At 51.9% G+C, this 22,948-nt stretch carries 22 protein-coding genes; 3 read left to right on the top strand and 19 right to left on the bottom strand.

The features are described 5' to 3' along the window. Nucleotides 1-30 precede the first annotated feature (30 nt). The 9 genes from ACTNCH_RS06145 to ACTNCH_RS06105 form a co-directional block, all read right to left on the bottom strand. A complete protein-coding gene (locus ACTNCH_RS06145) occupies nucleotides 31-903 on the bottom strand; it encodes an NAD(+)/NADH kinase (RefSeq protein ID WP_441016748.1) in 873 nt (290 codons plus the stop codon). Nucleotides 904-922: 19 nt separating this feature from the next. Then, the gene (locus tag ACTNCH_RS06140; RefSeq protein ID WP_441016745.1) at nucleotides 923-1,768 is read right to left on the bottom strand and encodes a TlyA family RNA methyltransferase; all 846 of its coding nucleotides are present in this window, start codon (nucleotides 1,766-1,768) and stop codon (nucleotides 923-925) included. A 25-nt stretch (nucleotides 1,769-1,793) separates the two neighbouring features. After that, nucleotides 1,794-3,662 (bottom strand): 1-deoxy-D-xylulose-5-phosphate synthase, encoded by a 1,869-nt coding sequence (dxs, locus tag ACTNCH_RS06135; protein WP_441016742.1) that lies wholly within the window; start codon nucleotides 3,660-3,662, stop codon nucleotides 1,794-1,796. 15 nt (nucleotides 3,663-3,677) lie between these two features. Further along, nucleotides 3,678-4,562: a polyprenyl synthetase family protein gene (locus tag ACTNCH_RS06130; protein WP_441016739.1), complete on the bottom strand. Its 885-nt coding sequence runs from the start codon at nucleotides 4,560-4,562 to the stop codon at nucleotides 3,678-3,680. Continuing rightward, the gene (xseB, locus tag ACTNCH_RS06125) at nucleotides 4,552-4,764 is read right to left on the bottom strand and encodes an exodeoxyribonuclease VII small subunit (protein WP_441016736.1); all 213 of its coding nucleotides are present in this window, start codon (nucleotides 4,762-4,764) and stop codon (nucleotides 4,552-4,554) included. Before xseB ends, ACTNCH_RS06130 begins: the two co-directional genes overlap by 11 nt. A 7-nt stretch (nucleotides 4,765-4,771) precedes the next feature. After that, nucleotides 4,772-5,980, bottom strand: coding sequence for an exodeoxyribonuclease VII large subunit (xseA, locus tag ACTNCH_RS06120; RefSeq protein WP_441016733.1), 1,209 nt, complete (start codon nucleotides 5,978-5,980; stop codon nucleotides 4,772-4,774). Then, nucleotides 5,977-6,390 (bottom strand): transcription antitermination factor NusB, encoded by a 414-nt coding sequence (nusB, locus tag ACTNCH_RS06115; RefSeq protein WP_441016730.1) that lies wholly within the window; start codon nucleotides 6,388-6,390, stop codon nucleotides 5,977-5,979. Before nusB ends, xseA begins: the two co-directional genes overlap by 4 nt. 77 nt (nucleotides 6,391-6,467) lie before the next feature. Beyond that, nucleotides 6,468-6,857 carry an Asp23/Gls24 family envelope stress response protein gene (locus ACTNCH_RS06110; protein WP_441016727.1) on the bottom strand — a complete coding sequence of 130 codons (390 nt, stop codon included), beginning with the start codon at nucleotides 6,855-6,857 and terminating at the stop codon, nucleotides 6,468-6,470. A gap of 168 nt (nucleotides 6,858-7,025) precedes the next feature. Further along, nucleotides 7,026-8,612: a peptide chain release factor 3 gene (locus ACTNCH_RS06105; RefSeq protein WP_441016723.1), complete on the bottom strand. Its 1,587-nt coding sequence runs from the start codon at nucleotides 8,610-8,612 to the stop codon at nucleotides 7,026-7,028. Between the two features lie 200 nt (nucleotides 8,613-8,812). On the opposite strand from ACTNCH_RS06105, the gene ACTNCH_RS06100 reads away from it, so the two are divergent. Continuing rightward, nucleotides 8,813-9,562 (top strand): GTP pyrophosphokinase, encoded by a 750-nt coding sequence (locus tag ACTNCH_RS06100; RefSeq protein ID WP_441016720.1) that lies wholly within the window; start codon nucleotides 8,813-8,815, stop codon nucleotides 9,560-9,562. A 51-nt stretch (nucleotides 9,563-9,613) separates the two neighbouring features. Further along, nucleotides 9,614-11,014, top strand: a complete 1,401-nt coding sequence (locus tag ACTNCH_RS06095; protein WP_441016717.1) for a sodium-dependent transporter — start codon at nucleotides 9,614-9,616, stop codon at nucleotides 11,012-11,014. Nucleotides 11,015-11,085: 71 nt separating this feature from the next. Here the strand turns inward: ACTNCH_RS06095 and ACTNCH_RS06090 are convergent, their stop codons facing one another. Together ACTNCH_RS06090 and ACTNCH_RS06085 are read right to left on the bottom strand one after the other, a co-directional pair. After that, on the bottom strand, nucleotides 11,086-12,096 hold the full coding sequence (locus ACTNCH_RS06090) for a GGGtGRT protein (protein WP_441016714.1): 1,011 nt from the start codon (nucleotides 12,094-12,096) through the stop codon (nucleotides 11,086-11,088). 19 nt (nucleotides 12,097-12,115) lie between these two features. Beyond that, the gene (locus ACTNCH_RS06085; protein WP_441016711.1) at nucleotides 12,116-12,808 is read right to left on the bottom strand and encodes an iron-sulfur cluster assembly scaffold protein; all 693 of its coding nucleotides are present in this window, start codon (nucleotides 12,806-12,808) and stop codon (nucleotides 12,116-12,118) included. Between the two features lie 218 nt (nucleotides 12,809-13,026). On the opposite strand from ACTNCH_RS06085, the gene ACTNCH_RS06080 reads away from it, so the two are divergent. After that, nucleotides 13,027-13,263, top strand: a complete 237-nt coding sequence (locus ACTNCH_RS06080; RefSeq protein ID WP_441016708.1) for a hypothetical protein — start codon at nucleotides 13,027-13,029, stop codon at nucleotides 13,261-13,263. 72 nt (nucleotides 13,264-13,335) lie between these two features. Here the strand turns inward: ACTNCH_RS06080 and ACTNCH_RS06075 are convergent, their stop codons facing one another. The 8 genes from ACTNCH_RS06075 to rpoD form a co-directional block, all read right to left on the bottom strand. After that, entirely contained in the window at nucleotides 13,336-13,929 is a 594-nt protein-coding gene (locus ACTNCH_RS06075; protein WP_441016706.1) for a hypothetical protein, read from the bottom strand. Between the two features lie 105 nt (nucleotides 13,930-14,034). Then, nucleotides 14,035-15,939, bottom strand: coding sequence for a glucose PTS transporter subunit IIA (locus tag ACTNCH_RS06070; protein WP_441016703.1), 1,905 nt, complete (start codon nucleotides 15,937-15,939; stop codon nucleotides 14,035-14,037). A 19-nt stretch (nucleotides 15,940-15,958) separates the two neighbouring features. After that, nucleotides 15,959-17,374 carry a glycoside hydrolase family 32 protein gene (locus ACTNCH_RS06065; protein WP_441016700.1) on the bottom strand — a complete coding sequence of 472 codons (1,416 nt, stop codon included), beginning with the start codon at nucleotides 17,372-17,374 and terminating at the stop codon, nucleotides 15,959-15,961. A gap of 4 nt (nucleotides 17,375-17,378) precedes the next feature. Continuing rightward, complete coding sequence (locus tag ACTNCH_RS06060; protein WP_441016697.1) at nucleotides 17,379-18,359, bottom strand: LacI family DNA-binding transcriptional regulator; 981 nt, start codon at nucleotides 18,357-18,359, stop codon at nucleotides 17,379-17,381. 214 nt (nucleotides 18,360-18,573) lie between these two features. After that, nucleotides 18,574-20,229 carry a nucleoside kinase gene (locus ACTNCH_RS06055; protein ID WP_441017818.1) on the bottom strand — a complete coding sequence of 552 codons (1,656 nt, stop codon included), beginning with the start codon at nucleotides 20,227-20,229 and terminating at the stop codon, nucleotides 18,574-18,576. 92 nt (nucleotides 20,230-20,321) lie between these two features. After that, nucleotides 20,322-21,092, bottom strand: a complete 771-nt coding sequence (locus ACTNCH_RS06050) for a Nif3-like dinuclear metal center hexameric protein (RefSeq protein ID WP_441016694.1) — start codon at nucleotides 21,090-21,092, stop codon at nucleotides 20,322-20,324. Next, nucleotides 21,061-21,825, bottom strand: a complete 765-nt coding sequence (locus ACTNCH_RS06045) for a tRNA (adenine(22)-N(1))-methyltransferase (protein WP_441016691.1) — start codon at nucleotides 21,823-21,825, stop codon at nucleotides 21,061-21,063. The genes ACTNCH_RS06050 and ACTNCH_RS06045 overlap by 32 nt, the downstream gene beginning before the upstream one ends. Nucleotides 21,826-21,829: 4 nt before the next feature. After that, nucleotides 21,830-22,942, bottom strand: coding sequence for an RNA polymerase sigma factor RpoD (rpoD, locus tag ACTNCH_RS06040; RefSeq protein WP_441016688.1), 1,113 nt, complete (start codon nucleotides 22,940-22,942; stop codon nucleotides 21,830-21,832). Nucleotides 22,943-22,948 lie beyond the last annotated feature (6 nt).

Genomic DNA, 22,948 nt, shown 5'->3' with positions numbered 1-22,948 from the left:
CCTCCCACTGCAGTTTCTGCTTTTTGCTTCTCAATTCCCACGCATTTTATCCCGCAGGGCCTCCAGAAAGCTCACCTTGCTGATCTTCAGGATATTTACGGTCTTTTCCGACTTCTGTATCTCCACGTAATCTCCGGTCGCCACCGGAACCTGTACCTCCCCGTCAAAGGTCACAAAGGCTTCCTCTCTCTGGTTTCTTCTGCCGGAACCGGTCTGTATGGTAACCCGGTCGCTGCCGGACAGCACAATGCTTCTGGCTGTCAGCGTATGGGGACAGATGGGCGTCACCACAATCATGCTGGCCATAGGCGATACGATGGGGCCTCCCGCAGATAAGCTGTAACCGGTCGATCCGGTAGGGGTGGACACAATCATACCATCTGCAGAATAACGGTTCAGCGGCTCCCCGTTGACCGCTATCTCATAATCAATGATACGGAGCGCCCCGGCGCGATTCACTACGATATCATTGAGCGCCAGGTTCTGTACCGGCTCTCTGCCCTCCCGGTATACCGTTCCCTCCAGCAGCATCCGCGGCTCTATGGTATAATTATCCAGAATCAGGCTGTCCAGGGCTTCCTCCACGCCGGACTTCTCAATCTCAGCCAGGAATCCCAGGGTTCCCAGGTTTACCCCCAATAGCGGGAGCTTCCGATCTACCGTGTCCCGGGCCGCCTGAATCAGCGTGCCGTCGCCTCCCAGCACCAGGATACATTCCGTATCGGAGGGGATCAGCGACGCGTCCGTATAACGGTAATTGCCCTGGGCTCCGCTGCCCTGCTCCTTCTGGAATTCACGCACCGTACACTGACAGCCTCTGGCCTTCAGGTACGCGTGAATCTGCCGGGTGGTCTTTAGATCTTTATCTTTTTCTGTATTGGTAATCACATAAAATCGATTCATCTGTATCTCTTCCCGGTTTTTATTTTACGTCCAGTGTCCCATGGGCTTCCTCTACCACCTTCTCCGGCTGTACGCCCTCAGGGAGATGAGCCTTCATTTCTTCCCATGAAGGCAGCTCCTCCAGGGCTTCCCTCCCGGTCTTCTGAAGCCATACCAGATACTCGATATTACCCTCGGGCCCCTTGATGGGAGAAAATTCCAGTGCCAGAATTTCATATCCGATGGACCATGCATAGGTCAGAACCATCTCGATGACCTCCAGATGGGTACTCTTTTCCCGCACTACGCCCTTTTTTCCTACCTTTTCCCGGCCCGCCTCAAACTGGGGCTTAATCAGGGCCACCACCTGACCGTCATCGCTTAAAAGCTCCCGCACCGGCAGCAGCACCTTGGTCAGGGAGATAAATGCCACGTCGATGGATGCGAACTGCGGCCGTTCCTGAATCTGATCCGGCTTCAGGTAACGGATATTGGTTTTCTCCATGCAGACTACCCGGGAATCGCTCCGAAGCTTCCAGTCCAGCTGGTTGGTTCCCACGTCCACCGCATATACCTTCACTGCGCCGTTCTGCAGCATACAATCCGTAAAGCCGCCGGTGGAGGAACCCACATCCATGCAGACCTTTCCTTCCAGACCCAGATCGAAATGGGCCACTGCCTTCTCCAGCTTCAGACCGCCGCGGCTCACATATCGCAGCTTCTGTCCATGTATTTCGATGGGGGCTGCCTCGTCAAACATGGAACCGGCCTTATCCTCCCGCTGTCCCTTTACAAAGACCTTGCCCTCCATAATGATTGCTTTCGCCTGTTCCCTGGATTTTGCCAGTCCTCTGTTAACCAGAAGCACATCCAGACGTACCTTCATACTCTTCTCTCCTAAACCTTTCCCTTTATATCTCGCTGACGTAGGCCGTGATGATCCGCTTGACAATGGTTTCCGCGTCCAGACCTACCTCTTTCTGCAGCAGGGCCACATTGCCATGCTCCACATACTCGTCCGGCAGGGCGATATTCAGAACCTTCAAATCAAAGCCACGGTCATTTACGTATTCCAGCACATGGTCGCCAAAGCCACCATTTCTTACATTTTCTTCCAGTGTCACCAGAAGCTTATGCTGCTTCGCCACTTCCTCCAGCATCTGCTCGTCCAGAGGCTTTACAAAACGGGCGTTGATGAGCGTACAGTTGTACCCCGTATCCTTCAGGGTATCCCGCACCTGCTCCGCCGTCTTTACCATGCTGCCCACAGCCATCAGCGCAATATCCGCTTCCTCGTAGATCCATTCGCCTTTTCCGTAGGAAATGGGCGCACGGAACTCCTGGAGACCGTCGTAAGCCTCTCCTCTGGGATACCGGAGGGCAATGGGGCCGTTATAATTCACGGCGAATTTCAGCATATCCGAAAGCTCCCATTTATTCTTCGGAGCCATTACCGTCATATTCGGAATGCTGGACAGATAAGACAGGTCAAAGATTCCCTGATGGGTCTCTCCGTCGCTTCCCACCAGCCCTGCCCGGTCGATGGCAAAGACCACGTGCAGGTTCTGGATACAGACGTCATGGAGCACCTGATCGTAGGCACGCTGCAGGAATGAGGAGTAGACCGCCACCACAGGCTTTAAACCGCCCGCCGCCAGTCCTGCCGCAAAGGTCACCGCATGCTGCTCCGCGATTCCCACATCAAAGAACCGATCCGGGAACATATTCCGAAAGCGCTTGAGACCGGTTCCGTCGGGCATGGCTGCGGTAATCGCCACCACCTTTTCATCCCGATCTCCCAGCTTTCGCATGACTGTTGAAAAAATATCCGTATAGTTGGCCTTGGCCCGTCTGCTCTTTGGCAGACCAGTTTCGATGACAAAGGGATCCGCTCCGTGGAACCGGGAGGGATGACGCTCTGCAGGCTCATAACCCTTTCCCTTTTTCGTACAGACATGAATCAGCACCGCGTGCCGGATCCGCTTTGCTTCCTTAAAGGTCCGGATCAGCTGATCCATATTGTGACCGTCCACAGGTCCCAGATAGGTGATTCCCATATCCTCAAAGAACATTCCCGGGATCACCAGCTGCTTCAGTCCGCTCTTGGTCTTCTTCAGCTGTCGTACAATGCCGTCGCCGTATACCGGAATCTTCTCCAGCGTATTCTGCAGTCCCTCTTTAAAATTATGATAGCCCTCCGCGGAACGCATACCATTCAGGTACTGGCTTAAGCCGCCTACATTTTCCGCTATGGACATCTGATTGTCATTTAATACAATGATAAAATTGCTCTTTAACTGGGAAGCGTTATTCAAAGCCTCGAAGGCCATACCTCCGGTCATGGAGCCGTCTCCGATGACGGAGATGACGCTCTGGCTTCCGCCGGTCAGCTCCCGCGCCTTTACCAGACCGATCCCGGCGGAGATAGACGTCGAGCTGTGTCCTGTATCAAAACAGTCGCAATCGCTTTCCTTGCGCTTGGGGAAGCCGCTCATGCCGCCGTATTTGCGCAGTTCATCAAAGCCGGCCCTGCGTCCGGTCAGAAGCTTGTGGGTATAGGACTGATGTCCCACGTCCCAGACTACCTGATCCTCCGGAAAATCAAAGGCCAGATGCATGGCCATGGTCAGCTCCACCACGCCCAGGTTGGAGGCCAGATGTCCGCCTGTCACACTGATCTTCTCAATCAGAAAGTTACGGATCTCCTGTGCCAATGGTTCCCAGTCTTCCCTGTTCAGTTTTTTGATGTCATTTACCTGATTGATCTGCTCCAGCAGCATGTACTCACCTCAATCTTATTTTTCTCTCGTAATCAGCATTCGAATCAATTCTTCCAGAAACTCGTTTCTGTAACTCAGGGAAGCCAGGGTAGAAAGGGCGTGTCCGGAAATCTCCTCCACATCCTGCTTCGCCTTGTCCAGCCCCTCCAGCGTCACATAGGTTGTCTTATGATTCTTATCGTCACTGTGGATCGGTTTTCCCAGTACCTCCAGCGTACTGGTCACGTCCAGGATATCGTCCTGAATCTGGAATGCCAGTCCCACATCATTGGCCACGCGCTCGATAGCTGCTACCTCTTCCTCTGTAGCGCCGGCCAGTACCGCGCCTGTCATCATGGCTGCCTCGATCAGCGCGCTGGTCTTCAATCGATAGATGAAATCCAATTTTTCTCTGGACAGCGGCATTCCCTCAGACTCCACATCCACCACCTGTCCGCCGATCATGCCGTAGATTCCTGCCTTCTTCGCCAGAATCTGCAGCGCCTTTGCGGTCCGGGCACTGGTCTCCAGGTCGAAGGCTCCTGCAGCTGTCTCAAACGCCAGGTTCAGAAGCGCGTCGCCGGCCAGGATTCCCATGGCCTCGCCGTATACCGCGTGGGTCGTCTTCTTCCCTCTGCGGTACTCGTCATTATCCATGGCCGGAAGATCGTCATGCACCAGGGAATAGGTATGAATCATTTCCATAGCTGCCATAAAGGGCTCTACCACCTTGCCCTCCCCGCCGAACATTCGATAGGTTTCCCGCATCAGAAGGGGACGGAGACGCTTTCCGCCTGCCGTAACACTGTAATTCACTGCCTCCAGAACTGTCTTCTGGAATCCGGTTTCCTCCGGGAGATAAGTCAAAAGCAGCTTTTCAATCTCCTCTGTCTTATTCTGAAGTTCTTCCTTAAAATTCATCCAGTTTACCCTCCTCATTCATTACCAGCATTTTTTTCTCTACCTTATCCAGCTTATCGCTGCAGTATTTCAGAAGCTTGACGCCCTCCGCGTAAATGGCGAAGGATTCCTCCAGCGGTACTTCCCGGTCTGCCAGCTTCGCAAGCATTCCGTCCAGCTCCGCAAAGGCCTCTTCCAATGTCGCCTCTTTCTTTTTTGCCATACCGTTCTTACCCTCTCTCTATCCGTCGGCAGCCTTCCACCACTGCCGTATAGATACCGTCCGTCACATGGATCTGTAACCTTTCCCCTACAGGGACGTCATCGATACCGGTTACCGCTTTTCCATTCGGACCTTCCGTGTAGGAATATCCCTGCTGCAGCTTCCGAAGCGGGGAAAGTCCGTGAAGCTTCTCAATATACAGGTTCAGGCTGTGCTTCCGGTCGGACAGCTTATTCTCCATGGCCTGCGCCAGGCTGTTCTCCAGCTCCAAAAGCCGCATCCGTTTTTCCAGAAGCTGCGTTTCCGGGCTGACGCTCTGTACCCGGTTTTTCAGCACCGCCAGTCTTCTGTAATATTCTTCCATTCTGTGTTCAAAGACGGTCTTAAGCTGCTTCCGGTAACCTTCCATACGTTCCAGGAGCTCCCGGATATCAGCCACTGCCAGCTCTGCCGCAGCCGAAGGCGTAGGAGCCCTCAGATCCGCCACATAATCCGCAATGGTCGTGTCCGTCTCATGGCCCACTGCCGAGATAACGGGCGTACTGCAATCAAAGATAGCCCGGGCCACCTTCTCCTCGTTGAAGGCCCACAGATCCTCAATCGAGCCTCCGCCCCGGCCCACAATCAGCACGTCCAGCCCCAGCGCGTCCAGAGCCTCGATTCCCCGGACAATGCTGTCTGCCGCGCCTTCTCCCTGTACCTGCGCCGGATAAAGAATCAGCTGCACGTAGGGATTGCGCCGGAGAGCAATATTGCGGATATCCTGCACCGCCGCCCCGGTGGGTGCCGTCACCACGCCCACCCGCTTTGCATAGAAGGGAATGGGCTGCTTATACTGGGGAGCGAACATTCCCATCTCCTCCAGCTCTTCCTTCAGCTTCTCATAGGCTTCGTAGAGCCGGCCCGCGCCGTCCCGGATAATCTCCTTCGCATAGAGCTGATAGCTGCCGCTGCGCTCATAGACGCCGACCCGTCCCAGCACGATCACACTCTGACCGTCCTGCATGGGAAAGGCCAGTCCCTTCCGGTCTCCCGCAAACATCACGCAGGCCATCGCTCCGCCCTCGTCCTTCAGAGAAAAGTAGATGTGCCCGGAACTGTGATATTTACAGTTGGACACCTCTCCCTTTATATAAATACGGTTCAGCATAAAATCCTGCGTAAACATATTTTTAATATAGGTGTTTACCTGTGCTACCGTATAGACATGCTTCATTCCGTTTTTCCTGTTTTTCCAATCTTTCCCAGTACGCCGTTGATAAAGGCCGGAGACTCATCGCCGCCAAACTTCTTAGACAGCTCTACCGCCTCGTTGACAGCCACACCCACCGGGACGTCCTCGTCATACTGCATTTCATAAACCGCCAGACGCAGAATTGTCAGATCCGCCTTTCCCATACGGGATACCTTCCAACCGTCAGACGCCTCATTCAGAAGCTCATCGATCTGTGGCAGCTTCTCCACAATCTTCGCGTACTTCTCCTTTATATACTCCTGATCCTTCGGCTCGGCCTCGCCCAGCTCCTCCAGGAATAACCGCTGCTGCTCCGGCATTTCCTCTGTACTGTTGAACTCTATCCGGAATAACAGTTCAAAAATATGCTCTCTTAACTCTCGTCTCTTCATCTCACTCCGCCTTTTTCCATCTTTTATCGTTTGAAAAGGGAGCCGCTGACTTAAGCCGCCCCCTCTGACTGTGCTACTTATTTATCCTCTTTTCCCATATTCACATTGACAATGCGGATATTTACCATAGAGACTTCCAGTCCCGTCATATTCTCAATGGCGCTTTTCACACGATCCTGTACCTTCTCGGATACCTTCATGATGCTGTAGCCATACTCAATATTCAGAGCCAGATCCACGTCCACGTTCTGATCGGTTACCAGAACCTTTACGCCCTTGGACAGATTCTTAACGCCAAGCTTTCCGATCAGCTCGTTTGTAATATTGCCTGCCATAGACGCTACGCCTTCTACCTCTGTTGCCGCCAGACCTGCGATGGTCGCTACAACCTCGTCCGCGATCTGCACTTCGCCCAGCTGACCGTCCCCATGAATCATATGAACGCCTCTTTTTTCTTCCTTAGACATATCTGAAACCTCCTATTCCCTGTGTAAATCAGGTTGCCCTGCTTACACGAAGTAATTTCTACTATCTTACACACCTCGGCAGCGGGTATGGTACCCCTGCCATGCTTTTCTTATTTTATCACATATGACACGCTGTTGACAAGGGTTTCCCGTTATCACAAATGGTACTTACCGTCCGAACTCTGACAGGATCAGTCCCGGGTTTCGATCCAGGGTCATACCCACGCTCCAGGAGTTTGCCCAGATCAGCAGCGGTCTGCCCTTCAGATCCTTGATCTTCTTCATATCGGAGGTTCCCACCAGCTTGCTCATATCGATATCCTCATTCTCAATCCAACGGATATGCTCATAGGGCAGCGGCTCCAGACGGATATCCACATTATACTCATTTTCCAGACGGTACTTCAGGACGTCGAACTGCAGGACACCGACTACGCCCACGATAATCTCCTCCATACCTGTATTGAACTCCTGGAAAATCTGGATTGCGCCCTCCTGGGCAATCTGCTCGATTCCCTTGACAAACTGCTTCCGCTTCATGGTGTCAATCTGGCGTACCCTTGCGAAATGCTCCGGCGCAAAGGTCGGAATTCCTTCATATTTGATCATATGTCCCGGCATACACAAGGTATCTCCGATGGAGAAAATGCCCGGATCGAATACGCCGATGATATCGCCCGCATAAGCCTCGTCCACAATTTTTCGGTCCTGCGCCATAATCTGCTGGGGCTGGGACAGACGCTGCTTTCTGCCGCCCTGCACATGATACACTTCCATACCCGCCGTAAACTTGCCGGAGCAGATACGGATAAAGGCGATACGGTCACGATGGGCCTTGTTCATATTCGCCTGAATCTTGAATACAAAAGCAGAAAATTCCTCTTCCATGGGATCAATCAGCCCCACGTCTGCCTTACGGGGCAGCGGAGAGGTGGTCATCTGCAGGAAATGCTTCAGAAAGGTCTCCACGCCGAAGTTGGTCAGGGCCGATCCGAAGAATACCGGGGACAGCTTTCCCTGGCTTACCAGCTCCTGGTCAAACTCCGCGCTGGCGCCGTCCAGCAGCTCGATATCATCCATCAGTTTTTCCTTCTGACCCGGATCGAGAATGCTGTCGATCTGCGGATCGTCAATGGGCAGATCCAGCTCCTCCCCTTCCTTGGTTCCCTTCTCTGTATCGGAGAATAGCAGCACCTTCTCCGTGTTCCGGTCGTAGACGCCCTTGAAGGCCTTACCGGAGCCGATGGGCCAGTTCACCGGACAGGTGGCGATACCCAGCTCATTTTCGATATCGTCCAGGAGCTCAAAAATGTCCATAGCCTCCCGGTCCATTTTGTTGATAAAGGTAAAAATCGGAATATGACGCATGGCGCAGACCTTGAAAAGCTTCCGGGTCTGAGCCTCCACGCCCTTACTTCCATCGATCACCATAACCGCGGAATCCGCAGCCATCAGGGTACGGTAGGTGTCCTCCGAGAAATCCTGATGTCCCGGCGTATCCAGGATATTGATACAATAGCCGTCGTAATTAAACTGTAATACCGACGAAGTAACAGAGATACCTCTCTCCTTCTCGATCTCCATCCAATCGGAAACCGCATGGCGGGCCGTCGCCTTTCCCTTTACGGAACCGGCCAGGTTGATGGCTCCTCCGTAGAGCAGGAACTTCTCCGTCAGCGTGGTTTTACCGGCGTCCGGGTGGGAAATGATTGCGAAGGTTCTTCTTCTTTTGATTTCATCTACATAATTTGCCATAAATTCATTCTTCCTCATCTCTTCAGTGCTTGCGATTCAAAAGCCCATCCGGACAGCTTTCCGAAAATGGGCATAACTAATATCAGTATACACATTTTACGAAGTTTTGCAAGGGTTAGCTTCCCTCTCTTCCATTTTTGTAACTTATGTGTTATAATCTTAACAATTAGAACATTTTTTAACACAGGATGGTGACACCTATGGAAAATGAATTACAGAAAACCTTTCTCGATACGACCGATATTCCGGATATACAGACCTATTTCGTTAACCAGGCTTTTGAGTTTCAGGAGCTGATGATGATGTACAGCTGCGCCATCCGTGAAATGCGGACCAAGCTAGAGGTGCTGAACGACGAGCTGAGCATTCATCACCAGCGCAATCCCATTGAATTTATTACGTCCCGGGTAAAAAAGCCCCTGAGCATTGTGGAGAAGCTGCACCGCTACGGCGTCCCGGTCAGCGTGGAATCTGTGGAGAAAAATCTGAACGACGTGGCCGGCGTCCGGGTTATCTGCTCTTTTATAGACGATATCTATACCGTGGCAGATATGCTGCTGCGCCAGGACGACATTACCCTGATTAAAAAGAAGGACTATATCCAGAATCCGAAGGAAAACGGCTATCGCAGTCTGCATCTTATCATCGAGCTTCCTGTTTTCTTCTCCAATCAGAAGAAAAATATGCGGGTGGAAGTGCAGATCCGCACCATCGCCATGGATTTCTGGGCCAGCGTCGATCATCAGCTGAAATATAAGCAGGATATCGAAGATGTGGAAAACGCAGACCAGCTTTCCCAGGAACTGAAGGAATGCGCCGATATCATCGCCCAGACAGACGCCCGGATGCAGGCCATCAAGGACAAAATTTTTCCCGGCAATACCCTGCCCCAGACCGCCATGGAGAAGCTGAAAAAGCTGACGATTCCTTTAAACAACCAAGGAGTTTGATTCACCCGCGGATTTCATTCGCGCAATTTCTTACTGAGGGAGATTTATATCATGAAAAAGAAAGAAAAAGGCTTCAGCGGTTCTCTGGGCTTCGTTCTGGCCGCAGCAGGAAGCGCTGTAGGCGTAGGTAATATCTGGAGGTTTCCTTATCTGTGCGCCAAGGACGGCGGTGGATTGTTCTTACTGATTTATCTGATTCTGGTGCTGACCTTCGGCTTTACCTTATTAACGACAGACGTGGCTATCGGACGGCGGACCAAGCAAAACGCCATGCATGCTTATGCAACCCTAAATCAGAAATGGAGCTTTCTGGGACTTCTGACCTTTCTGGTTCCGACCCTAATTATGACCTATTATTCCGTCATCGGCGGCTGGATTCTCAAGTACCTGTCCGCGTATGTAGTATCAGACGGAACAGAGGCGGCGGCCGAAGGCTATTTTACCGGCTTCATCACCTCCCAGTATGCGCCTGTGGTTTTTACCCTGATTTTCCTGGCCTTCACAGCCTGGGTCGTATACCGGGGAGTAGAAAAGGGAATTGAGAAGTTTTCCCGCGTAATTATGCCGGGACTTCTGATTCTGATTGTAATCATTGCCGTATTCTCACTGACTCTGACCCATACAGACGCAGACGGCACCGTCCGCACCGGTATGCAGGGTCTGGCACTCTATCTGAAACCGGATTTTCACGGACTGACCGTAAAACGTTTTCTGGAAATCCTGCTGGACGCCATGAGCCAGCTGTTCTTCTCCTTAAGCGTTTCCATGGGTATCATGATTACCTATGGTTCCTATGTAAAAGATGACGTCAATTTAAGTAAATCCATGAACCACATCGAATTCTTCGATACGGGTGTGGCTTTTCTCGCAGGTATGATGATCATTCCGGCGGTATTCGTATTCCTCGGCACCGACGGCATGACCTCCGGTCCCAGCCTGACCTTTATTTCCCTGCCAAAGGTATTTGAGGCCATGGGCGGTATCGGACGCTTTGTCGGCACCCTGTTCTTCCTTATGCTGGCTTTTGCGGCGTTGACCTCCTGCGTATCGGTCATGGAAACCTTAGTCGCCAACTGTATGGAGCTCTTCCATCAGAGCCGTAAGAAAATGTGCGCTATCGTCGGTGTCTATTCTCTGGTAACTGCCGTGCTGATTTGCCTGGGCTACAACATCTTCTATTTTGATCTGCCGCTGCCCAACGGCTCCAATGCACAGCTGCTTGATCTGATGGACTATATCAGCAACAGCTTCCTGATGCCGTTTATCTCGCTGCTGTCCAGTATTCTCATCGGATGGATTGTCGGCCCGGAATGGATTACCGATGAGGTGACCAAAAACGGGGAAGCTTTCCCCAGAGCAGGACTTTACCGCTTTATGATTCGATACGTGGTACCGGTTATTATGCTGATCCTGTTTCTCATGTCTACCGGAGTCTGGGATTTCATCTTTTAAAACCGATCGCAAAAGGCACCTGACGGAGCTTCCCGTCAGGTGCCTTTTTCTGCATTATATCGTCTGTCTGCTTAGAACTTGCCAGCGTCTGCTGCTTCCTGAACAGCTACTGCTACTGCTACAGTCATACCAACCATCGGGTTGTTTCCTGCACCGATCAGACCCATCATCTCTACGTGAGCCGGAACGGAAGAAGATCCTGCAAACTGTGCGTCGGAGTGCATACGGCCCAGAGTATCGGTCATTCCGTAGGAAGCCGGTCCTGCTGCCATGTTGTCCGGATGCAGAGTACGTCCTGTACCACCGCCGGATGCTACGGAGAAGTACTTCTTACCAGCCTCAAGACGCTCTTTCTTGTAGGTACCTGCTACCGGATGCTGGAAACGGGTCGGGTTGGTAGAGTTACCTGTGATGGATACGTCTACGTTCTCCTTCCACATGATAGCTACGCCTTCCGGAACGCTGTTTGCACCGTAGCAGTTAACCTTTGCGCGAAGTCCCTCGGAGTAAGCCTTGCGGAATACTTCCTTAACCTCGTTGGTGTACGGATCGTACTCAGTCTCAACGTATGTAAATCCGTTGATTCTTGCGATGATCTGAGCAGCGTCCTTTCCAAGACCGTTCAGGATAACACGCAGCGGCTTCTGCCGAACCTTGTTTGCCTTCTCTGCGATACCGATAGCGCCCTCTGCTGCTGCGAAGGACTCATGGCCTGCCAGGAATGCGAAGCACTCGGTCTCCTCTTCCAGAAGCATCTTGCCCAGGTTACCATGTCCCAGACCTACCTTACGTGTATCTGCTACAGAACCCGGAATACAGAAAGCCTGAAGGCCCTCTCCGATAGCTGCTGCAGCGTCTGATGCCTTGCGGCAGTCCTTCTTGATTGCGATAGCTGCGCCTACGATGTATGCCCAGCAAGCGTTCTCGAAACAGATCGGCTGAATACCCTTGATCTGATTGTATACATCCAGACCAGCATCCTTTGTGATCTTCTCTGCTTCCTCGATGGAAGCGATGCCATAGCTGTTCAGAACAGCGTTAATCTTATCAATACGTCTTTCATATGATTCAAATAATGCCATTTTTCATCTACCTCCTCGATTACTCTTTACGCGGGTCAATGATCTTAACCGCATCTGCTACACGGCCATACTGACCTTTTGCCTTTTCCCATGCAGTGTTCGGGTCATCACCCTTCTTGATAAAGTCTGTCATCTTTCCAAGAGAAACGAACTGGTAGCCGATGATCTGATCCTCTGCATCCAGAGCGATACCTGTTACATAGCCCTCTGCCATCTCCAGGTAACGGGGTCCCTTCTTCAGAGTACCGTACATGGTACCTACCTGAGAACGAAGTCCCTTTCCAAGGTCCTCAAGGCCTGCTCCTACTGCAAGTCCGTCCTCGGAGAATGCGGACTGGGAACGTCCGTATGCAATCTGCAGGAACAGCTCACGCATAGCGGTATTGATAGCATCACATACAAGGTCTGTGTTCAAAGCCTCCAGTACGGTCAGACCCGGCAGGATCTCAGACGCCATCGCTGCGGAATGAGTCATACCGGAACATCCGATAGTCTCAACCAGAGCCTCCTGGATCACGCCTTCCTTAACATTCAGGGTCAGCTTACAAGCTCCCTGCTGCGGTGCACACCAGCCAATGCCGTGTGTAAAGCCGGAAATATCTTTAACTTCCTTAGCCTGTACCCATTTTGCTTCTTCCGGGATCGGAGCGGCGCCATGGTGTACGCCCTGTGCTACCGGACACATCATCTCGACTTCATGTGAATAAATCATTTTAAAACTCCTTTCAGAATGGATTAATAGCGACGCGGGACTCATGTCCTGACTTGTCGCATTTGGTTATATTTTCGCACATAATGGTGAATTCGTCCAGTCTTTTTTTGTAAAAAGTCTGTGATCCGTGAAAAAAATAACGAGCGCTGTTCAAGACTTGTTTCTTTTTCTTTTTTATACTACAATGAGATATCATACTTTTACAGGGAGAATTATCTATGAATCCAATGCAGCTTTTGAAAATGAAATCCGCCTGGGACCGTTTCCAGGCCGCGCACCCTAAGTTTCCGCTTTTTCTGAATTCTGTCATGCAAAATGGGATTCACGAAGGGACGATTCTGGAATTCAAGGTCACGGAGCCGGACGGCAGGACCTTCTGTTCCAATTTGAAAATCAGCAGAGAGGATCTGGAGCTCTTCCAGGAGCTGAAGGAGCTGGCCCAGCAAAACCGGTAACGTATGAACGCCGCAGGCAAAGCCTGCGGCGTTTTTCTCTTTTGTGCAATCAGACATTGCACGATTCTGCATTCAGGCCAGTCTCAATAACATCTCGCTGTGCTCCTGAACTACTTTTTTTAAAACATCTACATCTTCCTGCATGGTGTCGATCTGTTCGGTCCGAAACTGATACCTCCGATATGTAGAGGTATAACAGGCTTCGATATTCTGAAGTCTCGGCAGCATATCGTTCTCCAGCAGGAGTTCTACTTTCAGCATATGTCCCTCGTTGATAGTCATGCGGTCTTCTATAGCCGTCATGCGACCTTCCATTACTGTCATACGGCCTTCCATTGCTGTCATGCGCTCTTCCATTGCTGTCATGCGTTCTTCCAGCTTCATTACGCGTTCCTCCAGGGCTGTCATGCGCTCTTCCAGCTTCGTTACGCGCTTCTCCAGAGCTGTCATGCGTTCTTCCAGCTTCGCTACGCGCTCTTCCAGGGCTGTCATACGTTCTTCCAGCCTTGTTACACGCTCTTCCAGTCTGTCCAAGCGCATATGGACACCCTGTAGCTGCTCACGGATAGGGGCCAAATGCTTTTCCAATTGCTTCTCCAACTGCTTTTCCAATTGCTCGCTAAACAGTTGGGATATCATAACTGCATCTTCTTTTGTCAACGCCATAAATTCTCCTTTTCCGAGACAGCGCCATTTCCAGAATATGCAATGTCATAAAGTCATAATACTATAATGCGACAGATTTGACAAGGAATTTCCAAATAAATCTATTTACTTCCCACAGGTCTCAAACAGCTTCTCTCCGGCTTCCACGTGCCCGGTCTTTATGTCCTTCACATTTTCCGGGGCAGACGCCAGAACCGCCACGGTGGCGTCATAGCCGGCTGTCCTGATGGCCTCTATATCGAATTCCAGAAGCTTCTCGCCCTGCTTCACCTTTGCGCCGGCTTCGCATAAGGAAGTAAAATATCTTCCCTTTAATTCTACCGTATTGATCCCCACATGAATCAAAATCTCCGTGCCCTCCGCGCTTTCCAATCCGATGGCATGCTTCGTATCGAAAACCATGGTGACAGTTCCGTCAAAGGGAGCCAGGATCTCGCCCTTCTCCGGACGGATACCTGCGCCCTTACCCAGAACGCCAGAGGCAAAGGTCGGATCTGCGATCTCCGTATAGGAAATAGCCTCGCCGGTGACCGGAGCGTATACACTGCCGCCCCTGGAGCTTTCTTTTTCCGCTGCCGGAGACTCACTTACCACAGGGACCTTCTCTGCCGGAGTAGCCTTGGTCTCCACCGGATCCTTGTACCCGAACACCCAGGTCAGCGCAAAGGCTGAGCCTGCGGAAATAAGGAACATTATAATATAATTCAGCGGATCATTCAGGCAGAGCAGCAGGCCGAAGATACCGGTGACGCCGGTTCCGGTTGCGCCCAGACCCACGACGGAAGCATAGAGGGCTCCGCAGGCGCCGCCTGCCGCTCCGCAGATAAAGGGTTTGAAGAACCGCAGGTTTACGCCAAAGATAGCCGGCTCAGTGATTCCCATGAAGCAGGACATGGCGGAGGGGACTGCCATGGATTTCGTTTTCTGATTTCTGGTTTTCAGCGCTACCGCCAGGGCTGCTGCGCCCTGGGCGATATTCGCTGCGGACGCCAGCGGAAGCCAGTAGGTTTTTCCATAAAGGCCAAGCTGACCCACATCAATCAGCGTATACATATGATGGACGCCCGCCACTACCGTAGTGGAATAAAGGCCGCCCATGATAAAGCTGCCGATACCGAAGGGCAGGGTCAGAAGCTGCTGTACCCCATTCAAGATCCCGTTTTCCACAGTTACAAAGATAGGTCCGATGATGGAAAAGGTCAGGTAACCTGTGACAAAGACGCTGACCAGCGGCGTCACAAACAGGTCAAACATGGCCGGAACAACCTTGTGCAGACGCTTTTCAATCTGGCACATGACAAATACCGCGATGATAACCGGAATGACATGTCCCTGATAGCCTACCAGGTCTACTCTGTAAAGGCCAAACCAGACCGGAAGGGTCTGTTTCACGCCCTCGGTCGCCACCGTCCAGGCGTTCTGCAGATTCGGATGAATCATCATCATACCGATAACCGCTCCCAGATAGGGATTGCCGCCGAATACCTTAGCCGCGCTGTACGCAATCAGAATGGGCAGGAAGGTATACGCCGTGTTGGCAAATAAATTCGCCAGCACAAACAGGGAGCCTGAGGTGTCCAGATTCAGGAAGCCGTTATTTACCATAAAATTCAACGCTTCCATGATTCCCATCAGGAAACCGCTGGCTACAATGGCAGGAATAATCGGCACAAAAATATCGCCCAGGGTTTTAATGGCTCTTTTGTAAAAGGGCTGCTTCTGGGCCGCAGCCTCCTTCGCCTCGTCCTTGCTGACACCGCTCATGCCGGAAATGGACAGGAACTCATCGTAAACCTTATTGACTACGCCCGTTCCCAAAATAATCTGAAGCTGTCCGGCTGCGCTGAACACACCCTTGACGCCGTCGATGTCCTCTACCGCCTTAGCATCACATTTTCCGTCATCGGCCAGTACCAAGCGAAGTCTTGTGGAGCAATGCGCCACCGATACCAGGTTCTCTCTTTTTCCTGCTTTCTCATAAATCGCTTCTGCTGTCTTTCTGTAATCCATGCTTACCTCCTCTTTCCCGTTACGTCCGCAGCCGTCCCGCTGCGCCCGGCGCGTTAACTGTTACTCCGATCTCTTCCCCTTCCGGATAAAACCGGGTAGAAAATACATCTTTTCCGCCGTTTAAAAACACTTCCACGCAGGAAGCGTCCACAATGACTCTCATATCTGTCAGCTTCTCTATCTTTCGTCCCCGCATGGTACGTCCTGCGCCCAGCTGCTGATCCCGGAATTCCATACGGAAAATCCGGCTTTCCCTGTCATAGGTCAGCCACAGCTGCTCCGCCAGTGTTATTTTTACATTTTCTTCCATTTTATTCAAGTCCGGAAGCTCAATTTCAAAGGCACTTCCTGCCAGGCCCGCAAACTCATTTTCGATAGACTGCTCCTTCGTCCAGTATGCGTCCAGTTCCCGTATGGGATTCTGGCAGAGCACGCCGTCTTTTACCGAAAGCTCCCGGGGCAGGGTCAGCACATGCTGCCAGCCGTCCTCGGTGGTGCGATTCGTGTAATACGCGTCCACGTCCGCCATACCCATCCAGCCAATCTCGATCCGGCGGCCGTCCTCGCTTTCAAAGGTCTGGGGCGCGTAGAAATCAAAGCCGCCGTCCAGTTCCCGAAAGCTGCCGTTGACAGAGGTGGTCCGGAAATCACTGTCCAGAAAGGTCGTGACACTCTGGTACACATTGTTATAGCGAAGTCCGTCAGCCTCCACGCCCTGGGGGGAGATGCTTAAAACCGTATATCCGTCCACCTCATACAGATCCGGGCATTCCCACATATAACCGAAGGCCTTCGGCGATTTCAGCCGGTGAGTACAGAACCATTTGACGCCATCGCCGGAGGTAAAGAGCAGCACCACGCCCTGATCCTCTTTTGTCCGGGCGCCCTGTACCATATACCAGCGGCCATTTTTCTTCCATACCTTCGGATCCCGCACATGGCAGGTCAGATCCATGGGATAATCCCCGTTGGTCAGAAGGAGCTCCTTCCGCTCAAAATGAATCCCGTCGTAGCTCACTGCCCGGACTGTGTTGGCCTGACGGCCCTGGTTGATATAATCATAAGCTCCCGCTTCCTTCACATTTCCTGTGTAGTAGAGATACATACGATCGTCCTCTATGACCGCGGAACCAGAGTAGACCCCGTGGCAGTCATAGGGCTGATCCGGCACCAGCGGAACGCCCTCCAGCTTCCAGTGAAGCATATCCCTGCTGGTACAGTGGGCCCAGAATTTCAAGCCGCCCTTCTCATCGAAGGGGGAATACTGATAAAAGGCATGATATGTTCCCTTGTACTGGCACAGGCCGTTGGGATCATTCAGCCACCCTACCGGCGGTGCGATATGAAAGGCAGGCCGCCAACGGCTGCCAGAGTCTTTTGTTTCCTTTATCTTCTGGGCAATCAGCTTGTCCCAGGTTCTGTTTAATGCGTTCATCTTCTTACCTTTCTGAGCTTTCACGGATAACAAGCTCTGCCTGCATAGGGTCGTCAAAGCATTCCTGATTCTCAGGCTGTTCGATTTTCTGAATCAAAATATCCACAGCCCGGGTTGCCATCTTCCGGTTTGGCTGGGATACGCTGGAAAGTCCCGGATACAGATATTCGCAGGTGTATGTATTGTCGAAGCCTACCAGGGCCGCCTGATCCGGCATGGAGATCCCCAGTCTCTGCAGAATACCATGAAGCTGTACTGCCCTGCGGTCGTTGTAAGCAAAGATACCGCATTTTCCCGGATGCTCCCGGAAATGTGCCTGCAAAATGCTCCGGATCTTCCCGGAATCCTTTGTCTCAATCACAGTCAGCTTCTGCTCAAAGTCCGGATCGCTCTCTTTCATCTTTTCCGCAAAGCCCTGATACTTCCTGTCCCCGGTAGTTCCCACAAACAGATAATTCTCACAGCCGATATGCCGCAGATGTTCTGCCACCCGGGCTCCTGCAGCCGCATGGTCAATATAGACGCAGTCCATGTGCTCCGTCTGTCGGGTGATGGACACAGCCGGAATATCCAGCTCTTTGATCTCCGCCCGGAATTTCGGATCCTGCTCCAGAACCGGAACGATAATCAAACCATCTACCCGGTAACGCCGCATGACTTCCAGACAATGCTTTTCCTTTTCCCGATTGTAATCCGAATTAAACAATATCAGGCTGTAGCCCTTTTCCCTGGCCGCCTGTTCCATATATTTCTCCAAATCCGCGAAAAAAGAGTTGGAGATATCCGTCAGTACCACGCCGATCAGCTTGGTGCCGCTGCCCACCAGACTGCGGGCCATGGCATTGGGCTGAAAATGATGTTCCCTGGCACAGGCCAGCACCTTTTCCCGCACCTCCGGATTCACGGAAGTATTTCCGTTCAGGACCCGGGATACCGTCGGCTGGGACACTCCTGTAAGACGGGCGATTTCGGTCATTGTAATCATATTTGTCGTCTCCTGTTTCTGGTTTCTCTTCTGCTTCCATGTCATAAAAATTCAGTATTTTCGCTTGTGAATACGTATTCACAAGGCAACATTATAGTAGCATGGGGTGGGGTGAGTGTCAATCGGTGGAATTACCAAAAAAAGGAGGGATTTTTGTGCATTGCTACAAAAAACAGCAGGATGCGAAGGTAAGTACCAACGCAGCCTGCTGTTTTTACAGACGGAAGCATCCGCCCCCGATAAATTCCCGTACCAGGGAATTATCCGGAATATTGGTGCTGTCCACGCCCAGAAAATAATCCAGGAATTTAAGCAGTCTCTTCGCCTCCTGATACTCCGGTGCCTCCCGGTCAATACCAAACAGCAGGGGCTCTGCGTACTGCTTCAGTACAGAAAACTCATAAATCAATGCGGAATTGAATACCACGTCCGCCTCCTCCTGGTAGGGGAAGATATTTTTCTCCTCGCCCCTTCTGACCGAAGGCCACATGGAAATGGTACGTGAAGCGCTGGCACCTCTGGTTCTGGCGTCCCGCACCATACGCCGGAGCAGACGGCCGTCTGTGGTAGGAATCCGATTGTGCTCGTCGATATTGAGCTGGGTCAGGGCGCTGATATAGATCTTAAATTTGCTCTCCCGGGGCAGACTGTGGGACAGCTTATCATTGAGGCAGTGGATTCCCTCGATAACCAGAATATCGTCCTCTCCCATGGTCAGGTAATCGCCGTTGTATTCCTTCTTTCCGCTTTTAAAATTGAAATACGGAAGTTCTACAGTCTTTCCTTCCAACAGATCGCACATCTGGCGGTTAAATAGTTCAATATCCATAGCCTCCAGACATTCAAAATTATAATCACCATTCTGATCCCTGGGCGTCATTTCCCGTTCCACAAAATAATTATCCACAGAAATAGGGTGGGGCTTTAAGCCTGCCGCCGAGAGCTGAATGGACAGTCTTCTGGAAAATGTCGTTTTTCCAGAGGAAGAAGGGCCTGCTATCATAATGAATTTCCGGCTCCGGTCTGCCGCAATCCGGCTTGCGATTTCTGCCAGCTTCCGCTCCTGCAACGCCTCCTGTGTCATAATCAGCTGATGCAGATCGCCTCTGGCAATACAGTCGTTGAGTTCACCCACGTTCGACACGCCTAAGAGTTCTCCCCACTGGGCTGATTCCTTCATCACCCGGAACACCTTATGCTGGGGTGCAAAGGCCGGTACCTCTTCCGGCTTTTCGGTGGTAGGGAACTGAAGCACAAAGCCCTCATCATAGGGATACAGTTCAAAATACTTCAGATACCCGGTATCCGGCACCATGTAGCCGTAATAGTAATCCTCAAATTCTCCGATACTGTAGATATTGACCCGGGACGCCCGGCGGTACCGGAACAGCTTCTCCTTGTCAAACATCCGATGATTATGGAAAATCTGCCGTGCTTTATCGGTATTTACGCTTTTCTTTTCAATGGGCATTTTCCGGCTCACGTACTCCTGCATTTTCTGCTTTACCGCCTTCAGAAAGGTCTCGTCTACGGTAACGCCTCCCTGCACCGTACAGTAATAGCCATGGCTCAGGGAATAATGAACCTGGGCCCGGATCATCTGATCATGACCGGCTACCCGGTAAATGGCCTTCATCAAAAGCATGGTCAGGCTTCGCCGGTAAGCCTGGGCGCCCGCTCTATCTGCCGTAGTATAAAATACCAGCTCCGCGTCCTCGTACAGCTTCTTATTCAGTTCCCGGAGACGCTTGTTCACCGAAACCAGCACGATATCATGGGGATAATGCTTCTGCATATCTGCCGCAATCTCTCCGTACCTGGTTCCTTCCGGATATTCATAGGTCTTCCCATTCAGACTTATCCTTACCATTTTCATATGCCGCACCTCCATATTTTTTATATAGGCAGTCGCATTTTCACCTGCAACTGCCCTGAAATATTCGCTATTCTGTTGATTTCCTCTTACAGCACCTGAAACGGCTGCCTGATCGGCGCCGTATATATCGTCAGCTCCGGACAGTGCTTCTTCAAAAACTGCTCCATGTCCCCGATGTAGATATGTTCTATCCCATAATGGCCTGCGTCGATAATCGCCATGCCGCAGTCCGCCATATCAATTCCTGTATGGTGATCGATATCCCCGGTGATGTAAACCTGTGCGCCTTTCTCCCGGGCAGGCTTCGCTTCGCTCTTCCCGGATCCCGGACAGATGGCCGCGCGCTCCACCTTCTTATCCGGATCCCCGAAAATCTTTACATTGGGAAGCTGAAACTGCTTCTTTACCTGCTCCGCACACTCCCGTACGGTCATGGGACAGGGAAGCTGCCCTACCCGACCGATTCCTTCGCCGTCCAGCACTTCCTCCAGCACTTCTGTGTCTCTCAGCTTCAGCAGATCTGCCGCCAGCTCCGCCATACCCATTACATCATAATTCGTATGCATGGCATAATAGGATATGTCGTTTCGAATCAGGCGAATCAGGCGCTCCCCCACGTAATCATCGGTTGTCACCGCTTTGAGACCCCCAAATATCATCGGGTGGTGGGTCAGCAAAAGCTGCGCCCCACATTCCGCGGCTGCGTCTACCACCTGATCGGTAGCGTCCAGAGCAATGTATACGGTATCCACTTCCCGCTCCCGGCTGCCTGCCAGAAGTCCCACATTGTCCCAGTCGCAGGCGTATTGTTTCGGGTAACGGGCCTCAATTTTTTCCAGAATATCCTGACATCTCATGCTTTTCACGCTCCTGTTCTCTTCGTCCGTTTTTTTTAAGGGCAGCCATAGCTTCCAGCACTTCTGTCAGAAGCCTGATTTCCGCCGTCAACTGAGTCCGTCGCTCCTCTATCCGTCCGTCTCCGTTCTCCGGAAGTCCTGCTTTGATCTGACGGTTCACCTTAAGTCTCTTTTTCAGAAACTCGGCCAGCACCTCCGGTGATTTCTGAAGCTCTAGCTTTCCAAAACGGTATTCTGCCTCTGTATAATCCTGCGCCACTCCCGGCACGGCCTTGAACAGGGGATAGTATTTTCCCTCGTCCAGCAGGATATCTTCCAGTATAATCTTCCACCCAGCGGTATTCAGATACCGCCGGACCTCCCCTATCTCTGACTGGGGCTGCAGCACCAGCTCCCGGACCTCCTTAAGGGCTTCCGTCCCCTCTGAAAGGATCCGCACCATCAGGGCTCCGCCCATGCCGGCGATCAGCACCGTATCTGCTTCTCCCCGTTTCAGTTCATGAAGTCCGTCGGAAAGCCTTGTCTCTATGTACGCTTCCAGTCCCGCTCCGGCAATATGGCTTTTTGCCCGCTCCAGGGGACCCACGTTAATATCCATGGCAATGGCTGACGGAATCTTCTTCTCTCTGCATAGACAAAGGGGAACATATCCATGATCTGTTCCCACATCTGCCAGCCGGCTGCCCTCTGTGACCAGCTCTGCCAGTCGGTTCAGTCGTCCTGATATATTCATCTCTTTAGTCCAGGTAATCCTTGAGCTTCCGGCTGCGGCTGGGGTGACGCAGCTTTCGAAGAGCCTTTGCTTCAATCTGACGGATTCGCTCACGGGTTACATTAAATTCCTTTCCAACTTCTTCCAGTGTACGGGCCCGTCCATCGTCCAGGCCGAAACGAAGGCGAAGCACCTTCTGCTCCCGATCGGTCAGAGTGCTTAAGACCTCCACCAGCTGCTCCTTTAAGAGGGTAAACGCTGCGGCGTCTGCCGGAACCGGCACATTATCGTCCTGGATAAAGTCACCCAGATGGCTGTCCTCCTCCTCGCCGATGGGCGTCTCCAGAGAAACCGGCTCCTGGGAAATCTTCAGGATCTCACGCACGCGCTCGACCGGCAGCTTCATCTCTGCCGCAATCTCCTCCGGGGTAGGTTCCCGTCCCAGCTCCTGCAGCAACTGACGGGAGACACGGATCAGTTTATTGATGGTCTCTACCATATGCACCGGGATACGGATAGTTCTCGCCTGATCGGCAATGGCTCTTGTGATGGCCTGACGGATCCACCAGGTCGCATAGGTACTGAATTTATAACCCTTGCGGTAATCAAACTTCTCTACCGCCTTGATCAATCCCAAGTTTCCTTCCTGAATCAAATCCAGGAACAGCATACCGCGGCCCACATAACGCTTTGCAATGCTGACCACCAGTCGGAGATTTGCCTCTGCCAGACGCTTCTTGGCGTCCTCGTCGCCCTCCTCCATTCTCTTTGCCAGTTCGATTTCTTCATCTGCGCTCAGAAGGGGAACCTTTCCGATCTCCTTCAGATACATACGGACCGGATCCTCGATGCTGACGCCGTCCGGAATGGAGAGATCAATCTGCTCCACGTCCATATCGTCGTCATCCTCTGCCAGGAGGAGTGCGTCGTCAGGCTCGTCCCCGTCTCCGGTAATCCGAAGCACATCGATATTATTGGCCTCCAGATACTCCAGGATTTTCTCCATATGATCCGGATCCAGATCAAACTCTGCAAAGAAGTCACTGATCTCCTGATACTCCAGAATATTTTTCTTCTTCTTGGCCATTACCAGAAGCTCTTTTAATTTTTCCTCAAACTTTGCTGCGTTTTCTTCCATGTTGTT

The organism is Candidatus Merdisoma sp. HCP28S3_D10 (genome assembly GCF_052065835.1).
Lineage (GTDB): Bacteria > Bacillota > Clostridia > Lachnospirales > Lachnospiraceae > Laedolimicola.
Note: the sequence above shows the minus strand (reverse complement) of the source record. Positions and strands in the feature narration are given on the sequence as shown.